This window comes from Nitrospirillum viridazoti CBAmc (assembly GCF_000730165.1).
Classification (GTDB): Bacteria; Pseudomonadota; Alphaproteobacteria; order Azospirillales; family Azospirillaceae; genus Nitrospirillum; species Nitrospirillum viridazoti.
The window spans coordinates 1,927,317-1,946,770 of record NZ_CP022111.1 but is presented as its reverse complement, the minus strand read 5'-3'; the positions used below and the strand labels follow the sequence as shown (position 1 = coordinate 1,946,770).

Sequence of the window (19,454 nt, the reverse complement as noted above, 5' to 3'; positions counted from 1 at the left end):
CATCATGCACTTTTTCAAACATCATGGCGGCAAGCACCCCGAGGGGGGGCGCCGCCACGCCCGGGGCCGCGACGGCGAGGGCTTCTGGGGCGCCTGGGGCGGCCACGGCGACCACTGGGGCCGGGGCGAGCGGGGTGAGGGCTTCGGCGGCCGGGGTGGCCGGGGCGGTGCCGCCCGCGTCTTCGAGAATGGCGACCTGCGCTTCCTGTTCCTGGACCTCATCCGGGAAAAGCCGCGCTACGGCTATGAGATCATCAAGGCTATCGAGGAAAAGGTCGGCGGCGGCTACAGCCCCAGCCCCGGCGTCGTCTACCCGACGCTGACCCTGCTTGAGGAAATGGGCCATACCCAGGTCTCGGTGGGGGAAGGTGGCAAGAAGCTCTACGCCCTGACCGAGAGCGGCGCCGCCTTCCTGGAGGAAAACCGCCACGTCCTGGTCGCCATCAAGGAACGGCTGGACAAGATCAGCGCGGTGCGCGGCTGGGTGCCCCCGGCCCCCGTCGTCCGTGCCATGGAAAACCTGAAAATGGCCTTGCGCTTGCGCCTGCGCGGCGGGACCCTGACGGAAGAGCAGGCGCGCGCCATCGCCAAGGCCCTGGACCAGGCCGCGCAAGCCATCGAACAGGCCTGACGGCCATCCCACGTGAACGGAGAGGACGCCCATGCCCACCCGTACCCGTGACCTGCCCCGGACCCGTGACGTGAACGCCATCGACATCCGGGGCCGCCTGCTGGCCCTGTCCCGCTCCCATGCCCTGGGCCGGCGGGTCGTTCACCGGAGCGAGGACGGTGACGCGGCCCGTTTCCCGGAAGATCCCGAACAGGACAGGGACGGTCCCGGCCCCGGGGACCGGCGCTAGCCCTCTGATCAGGGCGCCGACACTTGTCATACGAAACGGTCCGGTTGATGATCAGGCCGGTTTCACTTGGCAAGCGCGGCCGTATCCCTGCGGGGGGACGCCCGTCCCCTTCGCAGGACCGCCCCGAGAACATGACGCGTGCCGACGACAGCCTTCCGACGCGCCGCCTGACGGTGGCCTATGTCGCCGCCCTGTCCCTGATCGCCCTGCTGTCGGGATCGGTGCACCTGCTGCTGGACCATGTCATTGCCCAACAGCGCGACAGCGGCACCATCATCAATGTCGCCGGCCGCCAGCGCATGCTGTCGCAGCGCATCGGCCTGCTGGCCCGCGACTTTTACGAAGGCCATGACGAGGCGGCGCGCGTCCCCCTGCTGCAGGCGGCCGCGACCATGGAGCGGGCGCACAGGGCGCTGCTGGGCGGCACCGGGGACATGGGCATCACCCACAGCCTGTCGGACGCCGCCCGGACACTCTATTTCTCGCCGCCCGCCGATCTTGACCGGCGGACCCGCGACCTGGTCCTGGCCGCCCGCATCCTGGCGGGGGCAGAGGGGCCTCGGGCAGAGGGGCCTCGGACGGAGGCGCCTGGGACGGAAGGGCCGGGGGGAACGGCCGACCTCCGCGCCCGCGCCTTCGCCGACATCCGTGATCAAACCCGCGACGTCATCATGCCCATGCTGGACCAGGCGGTCCGGCAGTTCGAAACCGAGGCGACGGAGCGCATCGAAGGATTGCGGCGGGCGCAGCAGGGCGTGTTGGCCATCCTGCTGACCACCCTGCTGGCCGAGGCCGTATTCATTTTCCGTCCCCTGGTCGGTCGGCTGAAGACCTATGCCGGCCGCCTCTATGACATGGCCACCCGCGATGTGCTGACCGGCCTGCCCAATCGCCGCCATTTCCTGGAGATGGGGGAGCGGGAGGTGCGCCGCGGGCGCGAGGCGGGCCAGCCCCAGGCCCTGTTGATGATCGACATCGATCATTTCAAGGCCATCAACGATACCCTCGGTCACGCTGCGGGTGATCGCGTGCTGTCGCAGTTCGGCCGCTTGCTGCAAGGCTGGCTGCGCGCGGGCGAGGTGGCGGGCCGCATCGGCGGCGAGGAATTCGCCGTCCTGCTGCCCGACGCCGATACCGTGGACGCCGCCGCGCGGGCCGAAACCTTGCGCCGCGCGGTGGAGGCGGCGCCGATCAACGGCCATGCCACCCTGGCCTGGACGGTGAGCATCGGCGCCGCCCGGGTGTCCGGCGGGGCCGACGGTCTGGCCGACGCCCTGCGCCGGGCCGACCTGGCCCTCTACGCCGCCAAGGCCGCGGGCCGCAACCGCGTGCACCTCAGCGCGGATTCCTGATCGCCGCCTCCCGGGACCTCGGCAAGGTCGCGCCGCATCAGGCGTCGTAGCGGCCGGGGGCGGGGACGCGTTCCAGGGCCATGGGCCGCACCGGCAGGGAAAGGCCATGGGCGCCCAGGGCGCCGGCCATGGCGCGGGACGCCACCATCAGGCCGTCGGTGGTCCCCGGCCGCATCAGGTGCTCCACCAAGGCATAAAGCCGGGCGGCGGCGGTGGGATCGGCGGAGGGTTGTGCCAAGGCCAGCAGGCGCAGCAACTGGCGCTCATCCGGCGTCAGGTCCTGGCAACCGGGGCATCCCACCCGCGGCCGTTGCCGGGCCGAGCGGCCGTACAGCAGCAGAAAGGCGCGGAAGGTGGCCATCACCTCGTCCGCATCCTCGCCGCAGGCCTGCAGAAAGGCGTGGCGGATCAGGGGACAGCCGCGCCGGGCCGGGCTGGCATATGGCTGGGCCATGTGGCGCAGGCTCCATACCAGCAGCCTTTCCCCGGAACTCAGGCCTTCCAGCGGGGCAGGCTGGGGTAGGCTGTCACGGTAGGTGATCATCAGATCGTCGGGCATCTCGGGCCTGGCAGCTGTGATTTTCGATAAGACCACGATAGTGAGAATCATTATCAATTTCAATGCAGAGATTAATGGCTTTTTAGGGGGATGATTCACTACTTTTGGTCAGGCGGTTAAAGCCTTTACGCCGGGTTAACCTTTCCGGCGCGAGGCTGGACGCCAGGCCAGGGCCCGTATCGAGGGCGAAAGGAACGGCCTGGGACAGGTACTCGGGGGGAGGAATGCGATGCGCGACACGGGGCCCGTGACCAACCGTGAGGTGGAGTTGCGCGAGGGGGAACTGCTGGTCTCCCGTACCGACCCGTTGGGCCGCATCACCTATGCCAACCGCGCCTTCATCCGCGTCAGCGGATTCAGCCATGAGGAATTGATCGGCGCGCCGCACAACCTGGTGCGCCATCCCGACATGCCCAAGGCAGCCTTCGCCGACCTCTGGGCCACCATCCGCGCCGGCCGGCCCTGGGACGGGCTGGTCAAGAACCGCACCAAGGGCGGCGATCATTATTGGGTGCGCGCCAACGTCACGCCGGTGATGGAGGGCGGTACGGTCGCGGGCTTCATCTCCATTCGCAGCAAGCCCGGCCGGGATGAGGTGCGCGCGGCCGAGGCGCTTTATGCCGAGCTTCGCGCCGGCCGGGGAGCTCTGAAGGACGGCGCCGCCGCCGCCACGGGCCTGGGCCCCCGCCTGCGCCACTACGCCGGCAGTGTGCGCGGCCGCATGATCCTGACCATGGGCACCATGATCGCCTGCACCCTGGTGGCGGGCGGCCTGCGTTTCCTCGGGCCCTTTGGCGAAAAGCTGGGGGACGCGGGCGCCGACAGCACCCTGTGGCTGGGCGCCAACGCCGCCATCATCCTGGTGTCGCTGGCCGTGTCCGTGCTGGGCGGCAGCCTGATCCTGCGCACCCTGCGCCAAGCCCTGGGCCGGGTGGAGGGGCACTTCGCCGCCGTGGCGGCGGGGAAATTCGACCACGCCATGCCAGCGGATCCGGTGGCGGAGTTCCAGGCCATGACCGCGACGCTGCGGGCCCTGCGGGCGCGCCTGGCCTTCAGCACGGACGAACGGGTGGAGCTGATGGAGCGCACGCGCGAGGAGGCCCGCCTGGCGCTGCTGGAAACCTGCCGCGCCATCGAGGCCGACCTGACGGCCACCTGGATGGGGGTGGAGCGGGGCAGCCACCGGGCGGTGGACGGGGTGGAGCATCTGAAGCAGGCCGTGACCGTGGTGCGGGAGAACACGGTGGCCGTGTCGGCCGCGGCGGAGCAGGCCAGCGGCAACGCCGGCAACGTCGCCGCCGCGACGGAGGAACTGGGCGCCGCCGGGGATGAGATCGCCCGCCAGGCCGCCCGCTCCAGCGACGTGGCCCGCCGCGCCGTGGACAGCGCCCGCCTGGCCGCCGGCGCCATCGAACGCATGGAGGAGGCGACGCGCCAGATCGGCACCGTCACGGACCTCATCGCCGATATCGCCGGCCAGACCAACCTGCTGGCCCTGAACGCCACCATTGAGGCGGCGCGGGCGGGTGACGCCGGCAAGGGCTTCGCCGTGGTGGCGCATGAGGTGAAGTCGCTGTCCGGCCAGACGCAGAAGGCCACGGACGACATCGGGACCCAGGTGGCGGGCTTGCGCGGCGCCGTGTCGGCCAGCGTGGACGCCATCCGTGCCGTCATCACCGTGATCGGCGAGATCAACGAGGCCTCGTCCGCCACGGCAGCGGCCGTGGAACAACAATCCGCCGCCAATGCCGAGATCGGGCGCAGCGCGTCGGAATCCGCCGGCGCCGCCCGGCAGGTGTCGCACAGCGTGGGCAGCATCCGGGGGCAGTCCGATGAGATCGCCACCATCGCCGCCGACCTGGACCTGCGGGTCAGCGAGACGCAGACCGCGGTGGTGGATCTGAAGCGGCGCATGACCATCGCCTTGCGCCAGTCGCTGGCCGGTGACCGACGCGCCGCCGACCGCGTGCCATGCGACATGCCGGCGACGGTGCAGGTGAGCGGCCGTCCCTACGCCGGCCGGCTGCAGGATTTGTCGGCGCGCGGCGCCCTGGTGACGGCGGACGGCCTGCCCGCGCTGGCCGACCAGCAAGAGGTGGCGCTGGCCGTGGACGGCGTGGGCACGGTGGCGGCGGTGGTGGCGGGCACCAGCGAGCTGGGCCTGCATCTGTGCTTCATCCATGTCGACGCCGCGACCCAAGGCCGGCTGAAGGCGACGCTGGACCGGGCGCTGGAACGGCACCGCGGCTTCATCGACCTGGCGCTGGGCGCCGCCGGCCGCATGGGCCAAGCGCTGGAAGGGGCCCTGCAGGCGGGCGAGATCACCGAGACGGCGCTGTTCTCGCACGACCTCGACCCCATTTCCGGCACCGACCCGCAGCAGTACATGGCGGCCTATACCCCCATCACCGACCGCCTGTTCCCCGACATCCAGGAACCGGTGGCGGCGGGCGACCCGCGCATCCAGTTCTGCGCCGCCGTTGTGCCCTCGGGCTACCTGCCCACCCACATGAAGCGGGTGTCGCAGCCGCAGCGGCCGGGCGACTACACCTGGAACATGGCGCACAGCCGCAACCGCCGCCTGTTCAACGACCGCGCCGGCCTGGCCGCCGGCCGCAACACCGGCGATTTCCTGGTGCAGTCCTATTCGCGCGACATGGGCGGCGGGGTCATCGTCCGCCTGAAGGAGGTGGACGCCCCCATCCGGGTGCGCGGCCGCATCTGGGGCAATGTCCGCGTGGCGTTCAAGGACGAATAGCGTTCCCCAACCGCCAGGTGCGGTCATTAGGCGCCCTGTGTAAAATTTTTGACGCACCCACAAATTTGAACCGTCCCGCGCCGGGCGTCGCCGCTATGCGGCGGCGGCGGGGGTTGGCGGCTTTACCTGCGCGCGGGAGCGCATTACCAGGGAGGGACAAACGTTAAGCCGCCATCACCATCCCCGGGCCAACCGGGGTGAAGGCGGGCCGGGGCCGGGGGGCCTCGGGATGGGCCTGGGTTGAAGGGGGGGCATAAGCCATGCAGATCGTCAGCACCACCGACCGCCGGCGGCAAATGCCCATGGGCGACCGCATCCGCGCGCGGCGCAAGGCGCTGGGCCTGACCCTGCAGCAGGTGGCCGAGCGCTCCGGCCTGTCCGCCCCCTTCATCAGCCAGGCGGAACGGGATTTGAGCGTGCCCTCGCTGGTCTCGCTGTTGGCCCTGGCCGACGCCCTGACCGTGGACCTCACCTATTTCATGGAGGTGCCGGACAGCGGCACCATCGTTCACCGTGCGGCCAAGCCCCGGCGCATCGAGGTCGACAGCCCGGTGGATTACATCGATCTGGCCAGCAACCTGGCGGACCGCAAGCTGGACATCATCCTGATGCGGGTGCCGCCCGGCCATGCCTTCCCCACCGACCAGCGCAATGGCGAGGATTTCCTCTACGTCGTGGAGGGGGAGATGACGGGAACGGTGGGCAAGACCAAGGCCAAGCTGGGTGCCGGCGACAGCCTGCATTTCGACAGCCTGCAGCCGCACAGCGCCCGCAACGCCTCGGACCGGGACGTGGTGCTGCTGTACGTCGGCACACCGTCCATCTTCCGCAAGTCGGCCGACGGCGTCATCGAGGCCGGCGAGGCCGACGCCTGAGATCTCCTTCCGGATCACCCCCATTTGTCCTAAGCAGCGTATTGCATCCGGCCTCGTCCTGACCCACTACTAAAGGCAACAGACAGGGGCTGGGGCGATCCGTGGCAGCGGTCGGCCGCCCCTACGGATGGGGTTCATGAAAAACACGATCAGCGCACTTCTGCTGTCGCCCGGCCTGATGCTGGGGGCGACCGCCGCCTTCGCCGATTCCACACCCGCCACGCCGCCCACCGGCATCCCCGAGGACAGCCGGGCGTGGATGGAGGATATGAACAACGCAGACGCCCTGGCCTGGGCCAAGGCGGAAACGGACCGCTCCACCGCCGTGCTGCAGGCCGACCCGCGCTATCCCGCCCTGCTGGCGGAGGCGACGGCCATCGCCGAAAGCAAGGACCGCGTGCCGGGCGTCAGCTTCCGCGGCGACGCCGTCTATAATTTCTGGCAGGACGCCGACCACGTCCAGGGCCTGTGGCGCACCACCACCCTGGCCAGCTTCCGCAGGGACAAGCCCGACTGGCAGACCGTGCTGGACGTTGACGCCCTGGCCAAGGCCGAGGGCGTGAAGTGGGTGTTCAAGGGCACCGACTGCGACGAGGAAACCCGCCGCCACTGCGTCGTCCACCTGTCCAACGGGGGTGAGGACGCGGTCACGATCCGCGAGTTCGACATGAAGAGCCGGGCCTTCGTGCCCGGCGGCTTCACCCTGCCGCGCGGCAAGCAGAATGTCGCCTGGGCGGACACCGAAACCCTGCTGGTGGCCCGCGACTGGGGCCCCGGCACCATGAGCGGCGCCGGCTACCCCCTGGTCATCAAGACGCTGAAGCGCGGCCAGCCGCTGGACCAGGCGCAGGAGGTGTTCCGGGGCCAGCCGTCGGACATGTCGGTCGGCGCCGAAACCATGCGTGACGCCCAGGGCCACCAGGCCACGCTGATCACCCGCAACCTCAGCTTCTTCGAGGTGGAGACCTATCTGCTGGCGGGCGGGCAGCCGAAGCGTCTGGCCCTGCCGCTGAAGTCCCGCGTGCACGGCATCCACGAGGGCCAACTGATCGTGGAGGTGAAGCAGGATTGGACCGCGGGCGGCACCGCCGTGCCCCAGGGGGCCGTCGTGGCGCTGGATCTGGCGGCGGCCACGGCCGATCCGGACCATTTGCACCCGGTGCCGGTCTACACGCCGACCTCGCGCGAAGGCCTGAACGGCCTGGACTTCACCAGGCACCACCTGTTGATCAGCCTGACGGACAATGTGAAGGGCCGCGTCTATGTGGCCGACCGCAACGCCGACGGCAGCTGGCGCCGCGCGCAGCTGCAGCTGCCGGACAACGCCAACATCACCGTCACCGGCACCGACCGCGATCATGACCGCGCCTTCGTCACCGTGGCCGGCTTCCTGGAGCCGCTGACCCTGTCGCTGGTCGATACCAACACCGGGGCGGTCGAAAGGCTGAAGTCCACGCCGCCGCAGTTCGACGCGTCCAAGGCGGTGGTGGAACAGCGCGAGGCGGTGTCCAGCGACGGGACCCATGTGCCCTACTTTGTCGTGCGGCCGCGCGACGTGCCCTTCGACGGATCCACCCCCACCCTGCTGTACGCCTATGGCGGGTTCGAGGTGCCGATGCTGCCCCGCTACCTGGGCGCCACCGGCAAGATGTGGCTGGAACGCGGCGGCGCCTATGTGCTGGCCAACATCCGGGGCGGTGGGGAGTTCGGCCCCGCCTGGCACGAGGCTGGCCTGAAGACCAAGCGCCAGGCCATTTACGACGACTTCGTCGCCGTGGCCCGCGACCTGGTCGCCACCAAGCTGACCAGCACCCGCCGGCTGGGCATCGAGGGCGGCTCCAACGGCGGCCTGCTGATGGGCGTGCAGTTCACCCAGCATCCGGAACTGTGGCGCGCGGTCGTCATCCAGGTGCCGCTGCTGGACATGCTGCGCTTCCCCGTCATCGGCGCCGGCGCCTCCTGGATGGGGGAATACGGGGACCCGGCGGTGCCGGAAGAGCGGGCCTTCCTGGCCGGCATCTCGCCCTACCATAATCTCAAGGCAGGGGTGACCTATCCGGAACCCTTGTTCGTCACCTCGGCCAAGGATGACCGGGTCAATCCCGGGCACGCCCGCAAAATGGCGGCCAAGATGAAGGAGATGGGCCTGCCCTACCTCTATTACGAGAACACCGAGGGCGGTCACGCGGCCAGCGCCAACCTGAAGGAAACCGCCCGGCGGCAGGCGCTGGAGTTCACCTACCTTTTACGGAAACTCAAGGATTAGGGATCAATCCTGGAACGGGGGCAGAAGTTCCCTGCCTCCGTTCCGCCGTCCCCCTGACCCCGGCCGTCGCTGTCGCCAGGGGGATGGATCCCGATCCGCCGAGGCTGTCGCGTCCCATGCCGTCCGTTTGTTCCCGTGTCCTTCCGGCTTTGCTTTTGGCGCTGTCGCTGGCGGCATGCGCGCAAGATCCGGCTGTCGAGCCGGCGGCCCCGCTGTCCGGCCTGTCCTCCACCTACACCGATCCCTACGCCTGGCTGGAAACGCCCGACTCGCCGGATGCGCTGGCCTGGGTGGCGCGGCAGAACCAGCGCACGCTGGCGGAACTGACGCAGGACGCGCCCCTGTCCGATTTCATCTCCACCGCCACCCTGCTGGCGCATGAGGCGTCGGAAGAGGGTGGCAGCGGCGCGCTGCCCTCGGGCGGGGCGGTGGACGGCAAGGATCCGGCCGTCACCACCATCGACGGCGTGCGCCATGTCTATGCCGGTTCCAATTGCTACGGCACGGTCGATCCCGACGCGCCGTCCCCCGCCCCGGGGGCGGACCCGGTGGTCATGGGGCGCACCTGCCTGGTGTCGCTGTCGCGCACGGGCGAGGACGCGGTGGAGGTGCGGGAATACGACCCCGTGGCCAAGGCCTACGTGCCCGGCGGCTTCCACCTGCCCTACGCCAAGCAGACGGTGGTGTGGCTGGACCATGACACCTTGCTGGTGGCCCGTGGCTGGGATTCCAGCGACACCGCGCTGACCCGCTCCGGCTATCCCTACGTGGTCAAGGTGGTGCAGCGTGGCCAGCCGCTGGACCAGGCGCATGAGATTTTCCAGGGCCGTGTCACCGACACCTCCGTCAGCCCGGCCATCTTCCGCGACCGCCAGGGCCACCGCGCCATCGTGCTGGTGCGGCGGCCCAGCTATTTCACCACGGAACATTATCTGGTCGAAGGCCGCCACACCCTGAAGCTGGGCCTGCCGCCGCTGGCCGAGCTGGCGGTGCTGGCCAATGGGCAAATGGTGGTCAAGCTGGGGCAGGACTGGCAGACGGCCAGCGGCCGCACCTTTCCCGCCGGCTCCTATGTCTCGGTGGATCTGGATGCTGCCCGTCACGACCCGGCCAAGCTGAAGGCGGCCCCCGTCTATCTGCCCGGCCCGCGCGAGGCTGTGACCAACCTGGTGAAGGCCAGGTCACACCTGGTGGTCACCAGTGACGAGAATGTGCGCGGCCGCCTGACGGTGTTGACCCGCGTCGACGGCGGCTGGAAGACGACCCGTGTCGACCTGCCCGACATGTCGGCCGTCAGCATCAAGTCCAGCAGTGAGGACAAGGACAAGCTGACCGTGACAGTGGCCGGCTTCCTGACGCCCCAGGCGGTGTGGAGCGTGGATTTGGACAGTGCCGCCGCCACCCTGGTCAAGGCCGGCAGCCCTGGCTTCGACGCCAGTCCCTACACCGTGGACCAGTGGCAGGCCGTGTCCACCGACGGCACCGCCATCCCCTACTTCATCGTCCACCGCAAGGACATGGTGCTCAGCGGCGACAACCCCACCCTGCTGACGGCCTACGGCGGCTTCAACCTGTCGCGCCTGCCGACATATTCCGCCACCATCGGCAAGCTGTGGCTGGACCGGGGCGGCGTCTATGTCGTGGCCAACATCCGGGGCGGGGGCGAGTTCGGCCCCGCCTGGCACGAGGCGGCGCTGAAGACCCACCGGCAGAAGTCCTTCGACGACTTTACCGCCGTGGCGCGCGACCTGATTCAACGCCAGGTCACCCGGCCGGCACGTCTGGGCATCAGCGGCGGCTCCAACGGCGGCCTGCTGATGGGCGTGGCATTGACCCAGCATCCCGACCTGTGGGGGGCGGTGGCCATCAAGGTGCCGCTGCTGGATATGCTGCGCTATGAGGCCATCGCCGCCGGCTCGTCCTGGGTGGCGGAATACGGCAGCGTCTCGGTGCCGGAGGAACGGGCCTTCCTGGCCAGCATTTCTCCCTACCAGCGGCTGGATCCCACGCGCACCTACCCGGAAACCCTGATCATGACGGCCACCCACGACGACCGCGTGGGCCCCGGCCATGCCCGCAAGTTCGCCGCCCGCATGGAGGCGCTGGGCAAGCCCGTGCTGTTCTATGAAAGCGACGAGGGCGGCCACGGCACTCGGGGCCTGGATGACGCTGCCCGCGCCCGGGGCCCCGCCCTGGAACTGGCCTACTTCGCGTCCCGCCTCATGCCGCGGCATGCCGAGCGTTCCGTCGGCGGCCAAGTGGTGGCGGGGGCCGCCGACTAGGCATCGTTCCGCGAAAATCCTATCTATGTAGCCTCTCCGTCCGCGCCCTGGACGATGCGGCATCCGGATGCGACAAAGGTCCCCTGGCGGGAACAGCCGGGGCCTCCATGCCCCCGGCCTGTTGGGGGATGAGGAATGGCCTTGGGCTTGCGGCGGCGCCTGTTGCTGCTGCTGATCGGTACGACCGTGCCTTTCTTCCTGTTGCTGCTGGGCGAAAGCCGGGCCCGGCGGGACGAGGCCGTCGCCGCCGCCGAGGCCCAGGCGGTGGAACTGGCCCGCATGGCGGCGGACGAACAGGAACGCCTGCTGGACCAGGTGCGGCGGCTCAGCCTGGGCTTCGCCCAGCATTCCGCCCTGCTGCCCACGGACCAGTGTGTCGACGACGCCCGCATCCTGAAGGCGTCCCAGCCCTGGGTTTCCAACATCCACGTGGTCAAGCCCGATGGCTCGGTCATCTGCTCGTCGGCGGACCAGCCTTGGTCCAACTACAGCGACCGCGAATACGTGCGCCAGGCCTTTGAGACCGGCCGGGCCAGCACCAGCGACTATGTGTTCGGGCGGCCCAGCAACCGTGTGATCCTGGGCACCGCCCAGCCGGTGTACCGGCCGGATGGGCCGGCGGATTCGGGCAAGCCGGACGCCTTGGTGCTGGCCGGGCTCAGCATGGATTGGATCGAGAAGACGGGCGCCCGCTTCAGCCACGACGGGTCCCTGTTCCTGCTGGTGGACCGCACCGGCACGGTGCTGGCCCGCATCCCTGAACGGCGCGATCTGGTGGGACATAATTTCAAGGACAATCCCTTCATTCAGGCGGTGCTGAACGGGCCGACGGACCGGGGGGAATTCGTCACCCTGGACGGGGTGGACCGGCTGGTGGGCATCGCCGCCCTGCCCAGCAGCGGAGCGCACGTCGTGGTGGGCGCGGATCGCGCCGCCGTCCTGGCCCCCATCCTGGCCGATCAGCGGCGCACCCTGGCCTTTGGCGGTGTGGCCGCCCTCTGCGCCTTGCTTCTGGGCTGGGTGGGGGTGGAGGCGACGGTGCTGCGCGGCGTGCTGGCCCTGCGCCATGCCGTCTCCCGCTTGGCCGCCGGTGACAGGGGCGTGCGCGCCGCCATCGCGCCAGGCACGGCGGAGTTCGCGGAGCTGGCCCGATCCTTCAACGACATGGCGGCGGCGCTGGACCGGCACGAGCGTGAGATCGCCCAGCGCGAGGTCCAGTTCCGCGACCTGACGGAGGTGTCCAGCGACTGGTTCTGGGAAACCGATCCGGAAGGGCGCTTCACCCAGATGTCCCAGGGCGTCAGCAGCCTGGGCATCCCGGCGGGGCATTTCCTGGGCCGAACCCGCCGCGACTTCGCCCTCGATCCCGACAATCCCGACCTGTTGGCTTACGAGGAGCGACTGGCGGCGCCCCAGCCGTTCCGCAACCTGACCTACAGCCTGTACGGCGAGGACGGGGCGCTGCGTCACGTGGTGGTCAGTGGCAAGCCCTTCTTCGATGAAGCCGGCGTGTTCCAGGGCTTTCGCGGGTCGGGGCGCGACCGTACCCACCAAGTGGCGGCGGAAGAGCGCCTGCGCCTGCTGCAATCGGTGGCGGTGCACGCCACCGATGGCATCATGATCACCGAGGCCGACGCCCTGGACGAGCCGGGCCCCCGCATCATCTTCGTGAACGAGGCCTTCACCACCGTCACCGGATTCTCCTGGGACGAGGCGGTGGGCCGTTCCCCCCGCTTCCTCCAGGGGCCGCTGACCGACAGGGCGGCGCTGGAGCGTATCCGTCAGGCGCTGGTGGCGGGGGAACCGGTGCGCCAGCGCCTGCTGAACTATACCCGCGACCGTCGTCCCTTCTGGGTGGATCTGGCCATCTTTCCGGCCCGTGTGGGCGCCCGCGTCACCCATTACGTCGCCTTGCTGCGCGACGTGTCGGACCAGGTGGCGGCGACCCTGCACCTGAACGCCCAGGTGACGGAACTGGAGGCGGCGCGCGCCACCCTGCAGGCGCAGCGCACCCTGCTGGACAACGTGCTGAACGCCTCGCTGGACGGGGTCTTTGCCTATGACACCATCCGGGACGAAAACTTCGACGTCAGCGACTTCCGCTTCGAGCTGGTCAACGTCACCGCCGAGAAGATGGCCGGCTACTCCGCCCACGACTTGGTGGGCCGGGGCCTGAAGGAGCTGTTCCCCGATCTTGCGGCCGGTGGCCTGTTCGACCGCTATGTCCAGGTGGTGGACACGGGCCGCGCCGCCACCTTCGAATATCACCGGGACGAGGACGGGCGCTGGTTCCGCATCACCGCCGTGCCCTGGGGGCGCGGCCTGGTGGTGACCCTGTCCGATATCACGCGGGAGAAAAAGCGCGAGGGCGACCTGGCCGCCCTGGCCGATGACCTGGCCGGCGCCAAGCAGGCGGCGGAGGCGGCCAACCGCGCCAAGTCCGATTTCCTGGCCAATATGAGCCATGAGATCCGCACGCCCATGAACGGCATCATGGGCATGACCCAGATCCTGCTTGGCACCGCGCTGGCGACCGAGCAGCGCGCCTATGCCGAGGCCATCCACGACAGCGCCCAGGCCCTGCTGAACATCATCAACAACATCCTGGACATCTCCAAGCTGGAGGCCGGCAAGGTCGAGCTGGAGATGGTGGACTTCGTCCTGGATGAGGTGGTTGAGGGCGTGATGGCCCTGCTGACGCCCCAGGCGCGCGAAAAGGGGCTGGATCTGGACGTTTCCGTGGCGCCTGAAGTTGCCGGCGCCTATCGCGGCGACCCCACCCGCCTGCGCCAAGTGCTGCTGAACCTGATGGGCAATGCCGTGAAGTTCACGGCCGAGGGTCGCGTCAGCCTGGCCATCACGGCGGCACCCGCTGAAAACGGCGGAGATCGGGCGGACGACCGCCGACGCCTGCGCTTCACCGTCGTCGATACGGGCGTGGGCATGGGCGCGGAGCAGCAGGCCCGCCTGTTCGAGAAATTCACCCAGGCCGACACGTCCATCAACCGGCGCTATGGCGGCACCGGCCTGGGCCTGGTTATCTCGCGCGAGCTGGTGCGCCTCATGGGCGGCGGCATCACCCTGGACAGCGCGCCCGGCGCCGGCTCCACCTTCGCCTTCACCATCCCGCTGAAGCCGTCCAGCGTGCAGGTGGCCCGCCGCGCCGCGGCCGTGGCGGCGCTCAGCGGCCTGCGGGCCCTGGTGGTCGGGGCCAGCGGTCTGGTGAAGGCGCTGGAGCGCCTGGATCTCATGGTGACGTCCGTGGCGGACGCGGACGCCGCCGTGGCCGAGGTGGCGGCGGAGGAGGCCTGGGCCTTCGACATCGTGGTCATCGCCGAGCCCCCCTCCGACGCCGCCGTTGGCGCGGACGGTCCCACCCTGGCTGCCCGGCTGCGGACCCTGCCCCGGGCGGCGGCGGCCAAGATGGTGGTGGCGACCGGCCGGCCACAGGTGGCCGAAGCCGACACGGCGGTGGACGGCGTGCTGACCCAGCCGGCGCGGGCCCCGGCGCTGCGCGCCCTGCTCCTGCGCCTGTTCGGCGGCGGCGACGTGGTGGAGGCCGAGGTGGACGGGCCGCTGGCGCGCGACCAGGGCGCCCGCGGGCTGGGCCGCCGCCTGCTGCTGGTGGATGACAACATGGTCAACCGGTCCGTCGCGCGCATCATGCTGGAACGCGACGGCTATACCGTCGACATGGCGGAGGATGGCCAGGCGGCGGTGGCCGCCTGCCAGACCACGGCCTATGACCTGGTGCTGATGGACGTGCAGATGCCGGTGATGGACGGCGTGACCGCCACCCAGGTGCTGCGCCGTGACCTGGGCCTGCGCCATCTGCCCATCCTGGCCATGACCGCCAACGCCATGGTGGGCATGCGCGAGGAATACCTGGCCGCCGGCATGGACGACTACGTCTCCAAGCCTTTCGACCAGCAGCAGTTCCTGGACACGGTGGCGCGCTGGGTCGCCAGTGGCGCCGACCATGCCGCCAGCCCCCAGGCTGATGCGGAAGCCACGCCTCCGGCGGACCCGATGGCCGAGGACGACGCTACCCTGGCGCGGCTGGACCCCGCCGTGCTGGCCGGGTTGCAGGCCATCGTGCCGCCGGCCGACTTTCAGGTGCTGGTGGAGAATTTCATCGAGCACGGTCTGGCCCGGGTGCGGCGCATCCAGGCCCTGGCGGAGGCATCGGACCTGACGCCCTTGCGGGCGGAGGCGCACGACCTGATCTCCACCGCCGGCAATGTCGGCCTGGTAGGCCTGCAGGCGCTGGGCCGCCAGATGCACGAGGCCTGCGCCGACGGGGATATGGGCACTGTGCGGGCCCTGGCTGTCCGCGTCGGCCGTGTCGGCCCCGGCGCCTGGACGGCGCTGGGCGAACGGTTTATCGGTAAGGCGGTGGAGACGGCGGGCAACTAGCCCCCAGAGAATGCCGGCAGGACAGCATGAGCAAGGGCGCGATCGTATTCGCGGAGGATGAACCCGGCCTGCGGGCCATGATCGGCGCCTTGCTGAAGGCCGGTGGCTACACCCCGGTGCCCGTGTCCGACGGTGCCCAATGCCTTCGGATGCTGAGCCAGGTGCAGCCGCGCGCCCTGCTGCTGGACATCACCATGCCCACGCTGGATGGTTTGCAGACGTTGAAGGCAGTGCGGGGCAGCCACGCCCTGTCCATGGTGCCGGTCATCATGGTCACCAGCCATGCCGAGGCCGAGGTGCTGCAGGAGGCCCTGCGCAACGGGGCCGCCGGCGTGATCCTGAAGCCCTTCAAGGCCGAGGAATTCATTCCCCGCATGGAACGCTGCATCGCCCAGGCGCGCGGGCGGCGATAGACCGTGGCTTGGCCGTCCCGGATTGGTACAGTGTCGCCGACGCGTCGGCGATCATGAAAGGCAGGAGATGAGCGTGACGGCAGGGGACCAGGCGGCAACCGCGCTGGATGAGGCGGCGATCGGCCGTTGGCGGGATCGCATACGCCAGACCACCTTCGCCAATTATCATTTCGAGATGGGCATCGCCCTGCTGATGGGCGGCGACGCCCAGGCGGCCCACGGCGCCCTGCAGCGGGCCGTGGAGATCCAGCCGGACCTGGCCATCCTGTATCCCCTGCTGGCCTGGACGGAAGAGCGGCTGGGCCAAGCCGAGGCCGCGCGGCAGCGGCAGGCGGACCTGCAGGCACGCGCGCCGGCCTTGTGGCTGGACGGTTGTGCCAACCTGTCCGCTCGCCTGCTGAAGGACGGCAAGGCGGAAGGCGTGGCATGGGCCCGCCGCTTCGTGGAGCTGGCGCCCGCCACCGACATCCGCGTGTCGGCGCTGGCCGGCCTGGCAGCCCACGTCGAAGGACGCGTCCCCGATGCGCTGGCCGCCTGGGCGCACGCGCTGACGGTGGCGAGCGACATCCCGGCCAGTTCAGCCGACGACTTGGCGAGCGCCCTGGCCGATATCTCCAACACCCTTTTCGCCCAGTGGCGGGACGACCAGGTGCGGCGGACGGAGTTGGCGCTGGCGGCCGCGCGGGTCGCCAGCCGGCTGGTGCCGACCCGTCCGGATTTGCGCTTTCAGATCATCCGATGCCTGGTGCGCCTGGTGCGGCCACAGGAGGCGGTGCCCGAGATCGAAGGTTACGTCGCCCTGGTGGGCGCGGCCGCCGCGGATGACAAGAACCTGCTGCTGCAATGGGGCATGCGTGACCTGGCGGCCGGCGACCTGGCGGCGGCGGAGGAGCATTTCAGCCGCTGCGCCCAGGTTGACACCGGCTGGGCCCTGCCGGAAAGCCACCGCGCCCTCGTGGCGCTGCGCCGGGGTGACGCGGCCCAGGCGGCGGCCCACGCCCAGGCGGGCTGCGCCCGCGAGCCGCGCAACTATTTTGCCAACCAGTGCCGCGGCCTGGTGGAGTTTGAGGCGGGTGCCTTGGCCGAGGCCGTCGCCAGCCTGAAGCAGGCCAGCGCCCAGGCGCCCAACCAGCCGCTGGCCAAGCTGCTGCTGGCCATGGTGCTGGACGGTGCCGGGCAGGGGGCCGAGGCGGTGGCCGCCTATCGCGAGGCCGACGCGGAAGGTGGGGCGCTGATGCACCGTCAGTTGGCCCTTTACCCGGCCGCCTACCAGGACCGCGTGGCCAAGCTGGCCCAGAAGGCGGGTTGATGAAGGCGGTTGATCAGGTTGATGCCGGTCACGCCTTGACCAGGTGTTCCAGGGCCGCCACCACGCGGTCGACATCGCCGTCGGTCATGGCGGGGAACAGCGGCAGGGACAGGCACGCCTGGTACCAGCCGTCGGCGCCAGGCAGGTCCAGGCTGCCGTAGCGCTCCCGGTAATAGGGCTGGTGGTGCACCGGGATGTAGTGCACCTGGCTGCCCACGCCTTGGGCCTTGAGATCCGCCATGACGGCGGCGCGGTCCCGGCCCAGGGCCATGAAGTCGATCAGGACGACGTAAAGGTGCCAGGCGGGCTCTCCACCGCTGCGCCCCGCGTGCCGAATGAGGTGGGCCAGAGGCGCGAGGCGTTCATCGTAGCGCGCCACCATCTCCGCCCGCCGGCGGGCGAAGCGGTGCAGCTTGCCCAACTGGCTCAGGCCCAAGGCGGCGTGGATGTCGGTCAGGCGGTAATTGTACCCGGGCGCCGGCATTTCGTAATACCAGGGGTTGGCGGCACCGGTGGCGCCAAAGGCCGCCTTCCTGTCCTGGAAACTGCCGGGGTCACGCACCATGCCGTGGCTGACATCGCGCCGCAGGCTGCGCGCCAGGGCGTCGTCATTGGTGGTGACCATGCCGCCCTCGCCGGCGGCGATGGTCTTGACCGGATGGAAGGAGAAGCAGGCCATGGCGGAGCGGTCGCAGGCGCCGATGGCCACGGTTTCCCCATCTCCGGTGGCCCCGGCCCGGCTGGCGCGGCGGCTGCCCACGGCGTGGCAGGCGTCCTCGATGATGGCTAGGCCGCTCGCCTCGGCCAGGTCGCCCAGGGCGTCCAAGTCCGCCGCCTGGCCGGCGAAGTGCACCGGCGCCAGGGCGCGCACCCGCCAGCCGGCGGCCTGCGCCCGGGCGATGGCGGCCTCGGCGTCCGCCCGGCGCATCAGGCCGGTTTCGGGATCGACATCGGCGAAGGCCACCTCCGCCCCGCAATAGTGGGCGGCGTTGGCGGTGGCGAGGAAGGTGACGGCAGGCACCACCACGGCGTCACCGGGTTGCAGGTCCAACGCCATGCACGCCAGGTGCAACGCCGCGGTCCCATTGGCGCAAGCGACGGCGTGGCGGGCGCCCACGGCTTGGGCGAAGGCCTGCTCGAACCGGGTGACGGTGGGGCCTTGCGTCAGCCAGTCGCCGCGCAGCACGGCGGTGACGGCGGCGATATCGTCCTCATCGATGGCCTGCCGGCCATAGGGCAGATAGGGAGGCGAAGACGGGGTGTCGGCAGCCATTACGGCCTCTGCAGCAGGACGGCCAAGCGTTCGGGGGTCAGCCAGTCCGTGTTGCTGTCGCTGCGATAGCTGAAACCATCGGGTACCGGCTTGGCCCCCAGCTTGACGTAGGCCTGGCGCGTCCACCAGTTGAAGGCCGGCTCGATGACGTAGCGGTCCTCCATCTCGAAGGTCTGACGGCTGTCGTCCTCGGTGATCATGACCTCGTGCAGCTTTTCGCCGGGACGGATGCCGATGACCTTGTGCGGCAGGTCCGGCGCCATGCAGCGGGCCAGGTCGCCCACCCGCATGCTGGGAATCTTGGGCACGTAGATTTCGCCGCCCTGCATCATGCCGAAGCAGGACGCCACGAACTCCACCCCATGCTGCAGGGTGATCCAAAAGCGCGTCATGCGCTCATCCGTGATGGGCAGCTCGCCCGCGCCCTCGGCGATCAGGCGGCGGAACAGCGGGATGACGCTGCCGCGCGACCCCACGACGTTGCCATAGCGCACGACCGCGAAGCGGGTGCCCACCGATCCCGACAGGTTGTTCGACGCCACGAAAATCTTGTCGGACGCCAGCTTGCTGGCGCCATACAGGTTGATGGGGCTGGCGGCCTTGTCGGTGGACAGGGCGATGACCTTGCGCACCCCCGCCGCCAGGGCCGCGTGCACCACATTCTCCGCCCCATAAACGTTGGTGCGGATGCATTCGATGGGGTTGTACTCCGCCGTCGGCACATGCTTCAGGGCGGCGGCGTGGATGCAGTACTCGACCTCGCGCATCGCCATTTCCAGGCGGGACCGGTCGCGCACGTCGCCGATGAAGAAACGCAGCACGCCCTCGTGGGTCACGCCCAGCTGCTGCTGCATTTCATACTGTTTGAACTCATCGCGGGAGAAGATGATGATCCGCCGCGGCTTGGCGTGTTCCAGCAGATAGCGCACGAACTGGCGGCCGAAGGATCCGGTCCCGCCGGTGATCAGGATGGATGCGCCGTTGAAATCGGCCAGGGCCGATTTAAGGAACTTCGACGTCATGTCTGCCCCCGCCGCCGGTGGAACCGTCCCCCCGGGCCTGAAAGATCGCGGAGATCGCCCGGAGAGGAC

Annotated in this window: 13 protein-coding genes; 10 read left to right on the top strand and 3 right to left on the bottom strand. The window is 69.8% G+C overall.

Translation table 11 applies throughout. The features are described from left to right. Positions 1–4: 4 nt before the first annotated feature. The 3 genes from Y958_RS21775 (at position 5) to Y958_RS21765 (ending at position 2,212) form a co-directional block, all read left to right on the top strand. Positions 5–631 carry a PadR family transcriptional regulator gene (locus Y958_RS21775; protein ID WP_088873931.1) on the top strand — a complete coding sequence of 209 codons (627 nt, stop codon included), beginning with the start codon at positions 5–7 and terminating at the stop codon, positions 629–631. Positions 632–662: 31 nt separating this feature from the next. Beyond that, positions 663–860 (top strand): hypothetical protein, encoded by a 198-nt coding sequence (locus tag Y958_RS21770; RefSeq protein WP_088873930.1) that lies wholly within the window; start codon positions 663–665, stop codon positions 858–860. A gap of 131 nt (positions 861–991) precedes the next feature. Further along, positions 992–2,212, top strand: coding sequence for a GGDEF domain-containing protein (locus Y958_RS21765; RefSeq protein ID WP_186291399.1), 1,221 nt, complete (start codon positions 992–994; stop codon positions 2,210–2,212). 37 nt (positions 2,213–2,249) lie between these two features. On the opposite strand, the gene Y958_RS21760 is transcribed toward Y958_RS21765, so the two are convergent. Then, positions 2,250–2,771, bottom strand: a complete 522-nt coding sequence (locus tag Y958_RS21760) for a hypothetical protein (RefSeq protein WP_040849395.1) — start codon at positions 2,769–2,771, stop codon at positions 2,250–2,252. A 229-nt stretch (positions 2,772–3,000) separates the two neighbouring features. Between Y958_RS21760 and Y958_RS21755 the strand changes: the two genes are divergently transcribed. The 7 genes from Y958_RS21755 (at position 3,001) to Y958_RS21725 (ending at position 17,090) form a co-directional block, all read left to right on the top strand. Further along, positions 3,001–5,529 carry a methyl-accepting chemotaxis protein gene (locus tag Y958_RS21755; protein ID WP_088873928.1) on the top strand — a complete coding sequence of 843 codons (2,529 nt, stop codon included), beginning with the start codon at positions 3,001–3,003 and terminating at the stop codon, positions 5,527–5,529. A gap of 260 nt (positions 5,530–5,789) precedes the next feature. After that, on the top strand, positions 5,790–6,404 hold the full coding sequence (locus Y958_RS21750) for a helix-turn-helix domain-containing protein (RefSeq protein ID WP_088873927.1): 615 nt from the start codon (positions 5,790–5,792) through the stop codon (positions 6,402–6,404). 136 nt (positions 6,405–6,540) lie between these two features. Further along, complete coding sequence (locus Y958_RS21745) at positions 6,541–8,670, top strand: prolyl oligopeptidase family serine peptidase (protein WP_088873926.1); 2,130 nt, start codon at positions 6,541–6,543, stop codon at positions 8,668–8,670. A gap of 116 nt (positions 8,671–8,786) precedes the next feature. Continuing rightward, positions 8,787–10,952: a prolyl oligopeptidase family serine peptidase gene (locus Y958_RS21740; protein ID WP_186291398.1), complete on the top strand. Its 2,166-nt coding sequence runs from the start codon at positions 8,787–8,789 to the stop codon at positions 10,950–10,952. A 135-nt stretch (positions 10,953–11,087) separates the two neighbouring features. Continuing rightward, on the top strand, positions 11,088–15,368 hold the full coding sequence (locus Y958_RS21735) for a response regulator (RefSeq protein WP_088873924.1): 4,281 nt from the start codon (positions 11,088–11,090) through the stop codon (positions 15,366–15,368). 26 nt (positions 15,369–15,394) lie between these two features. Continuing rightward, the gene (locus Y958_RS21730) at positions 15,395–15,781 is read left to right on the top strand and encodes a response regulator (RefSeq protein WP_088873923.1); all 387 of its coding nucleotides are present in this window, start codon (positions 15,395–15,397) and stop codon (positions 15,779–15,781) included. 67 nt (positions 15,782–15,848) lie between these two features. Then, positions 15,849–17,090, top strand: a complete 1,242-nt coding sequence (locus tag Y958_RS21725; protein ID WP_088873922.1) for a tetratricopeptide repeat protein — start codon at positions 15,849–15,851, stop codon at positions 17,088–17,090. Positions 17,091–17,118: 28 nt separating this feature from the next. On the opposite strand, the gene pseC is transcribed toward Y958_RS21725, so the two are convergent. After that, a complete protein-coding gene (gene pseC / locus Y958_RS21720) occupies positions 17,119–18,363 on the bottom strand; it encodes a UDP-4-amino-4,6-dideoxy-N-acetyl-beta-L-altrosamine transaminase (protein WP_088873921.1) in 1,245 nt (414 codons plus the stop codon). After that, positions 18,363–19,385: a UDP-N-acetylglucosamine 4,6-dehydratase (inverting) gene (pseB, locus tag Y958_RS21715; RefSeq protein ID WP_088873920.1), complete on the bottom strand. Its 1,023-nt coding sequence runs from the start codon at positions 19,383–19,385 to the stop codon at positions 18,363–18,365. The genes pseC and pseB overlap by 1 nt, the downstream gene beginning before the upstream one ends. Positions 19,386–19,454 lie beyond the last annotated feature (69 nt).

Excerpts from the sequence above, each read along its gene's own strand:
- Y958_RS21755 (WP_088873928.1), top strand. The coding sequence starts at position 3,001 with ATGCGCGACACGGGGCCCGTGACCAACCGTGAGGTGGAGTTGCGCGAG.
- Y958_RS21765 (WP_186291399.1), top strand. The coding sequence starts at position 992 with ATGACGCGTGCCGACGACAGCCTTCCGACGCGCCGCCTGACGGTGGCC.
- Y958_RS21760 (WP_040849395.1), bottom strand. The coding sequence starts at position 2,771 with ATGCCCGACGATCTGATGATCACCTACCGTGACAGCCTACCCCAGCCT.
- Y958_RS21730 (WP_088873923.1), top strand. The coding sequence starts at position 15,395 with ATGAGCAAGGGCGCGATCGTATTCGCGGAGGATGAACCCGGCCTGCGG.
- Y958_RS21750 (WP_088873927.1), top strand. The coding sequence starts at position 5,790 with ATGCAGATCGTCAGCACCACCGACCGCCGGCGGCAAATGCCCATGGGC.
- Y958_RS21745 (WP_088873926.1), top strand. The coding sequence starts at position 6,541 with ATGAAAAACACGATCAGCGCACTTCTGCTGTCGCCCGGCCTGATGCTG.
- pseB (WP_088873920.1), bottom strand. The coding sequence starts at position 19,385 with ATGACGTCGAAGTTCCTTAAATCGGCCCTGGCCGATTTCAACGGCGCA.
- Y958_RS21735 (WP_088873924.1), top strand. The coding sequence starts at position 11,088 with ATGGCCTTGGGCTTGCGGCGGCGCCTGTTGCTGCTGCTGATCGGTACG.
- Y958_RS21775 (WP_088873931.1), top strand. The coding sequence starts at position 5 with ATGCACTTTTTCAAACATCATGGCGGCAAGCACCCCGAGGGGGGGCGC.
- Y958_RS21770 (WP_088873930.1), top strand. The coding sequence starts at position 663 with ATGCCCACCCGTACCCGTGACCTGCCCCGGACCCGTGACGTGAACGCC.
- Y958_RS21725 (WP_088873922.1), top strand. The coding sequence starts at position 15,849 with ATGAGCGTGACGGCAGGGGACCAGGCGGCAACCGCGCTGGATGAGGCG.
- Y958_RS21740 (WP_186291398.1), top strand. The coding sequence starts at position 8,787 with ATGCCGTCCGTTTGTTCCCGTGTCCTTCCGGCTTTGCTTTTGGCGCTG.
- pseC (WP_088873921.1), bottom strand. The coding sequence starts at position 18,363 with ATGGCTGCCGACACCCCGTCTTCGCCTCCCTATCTGCCCTATGGCCGG.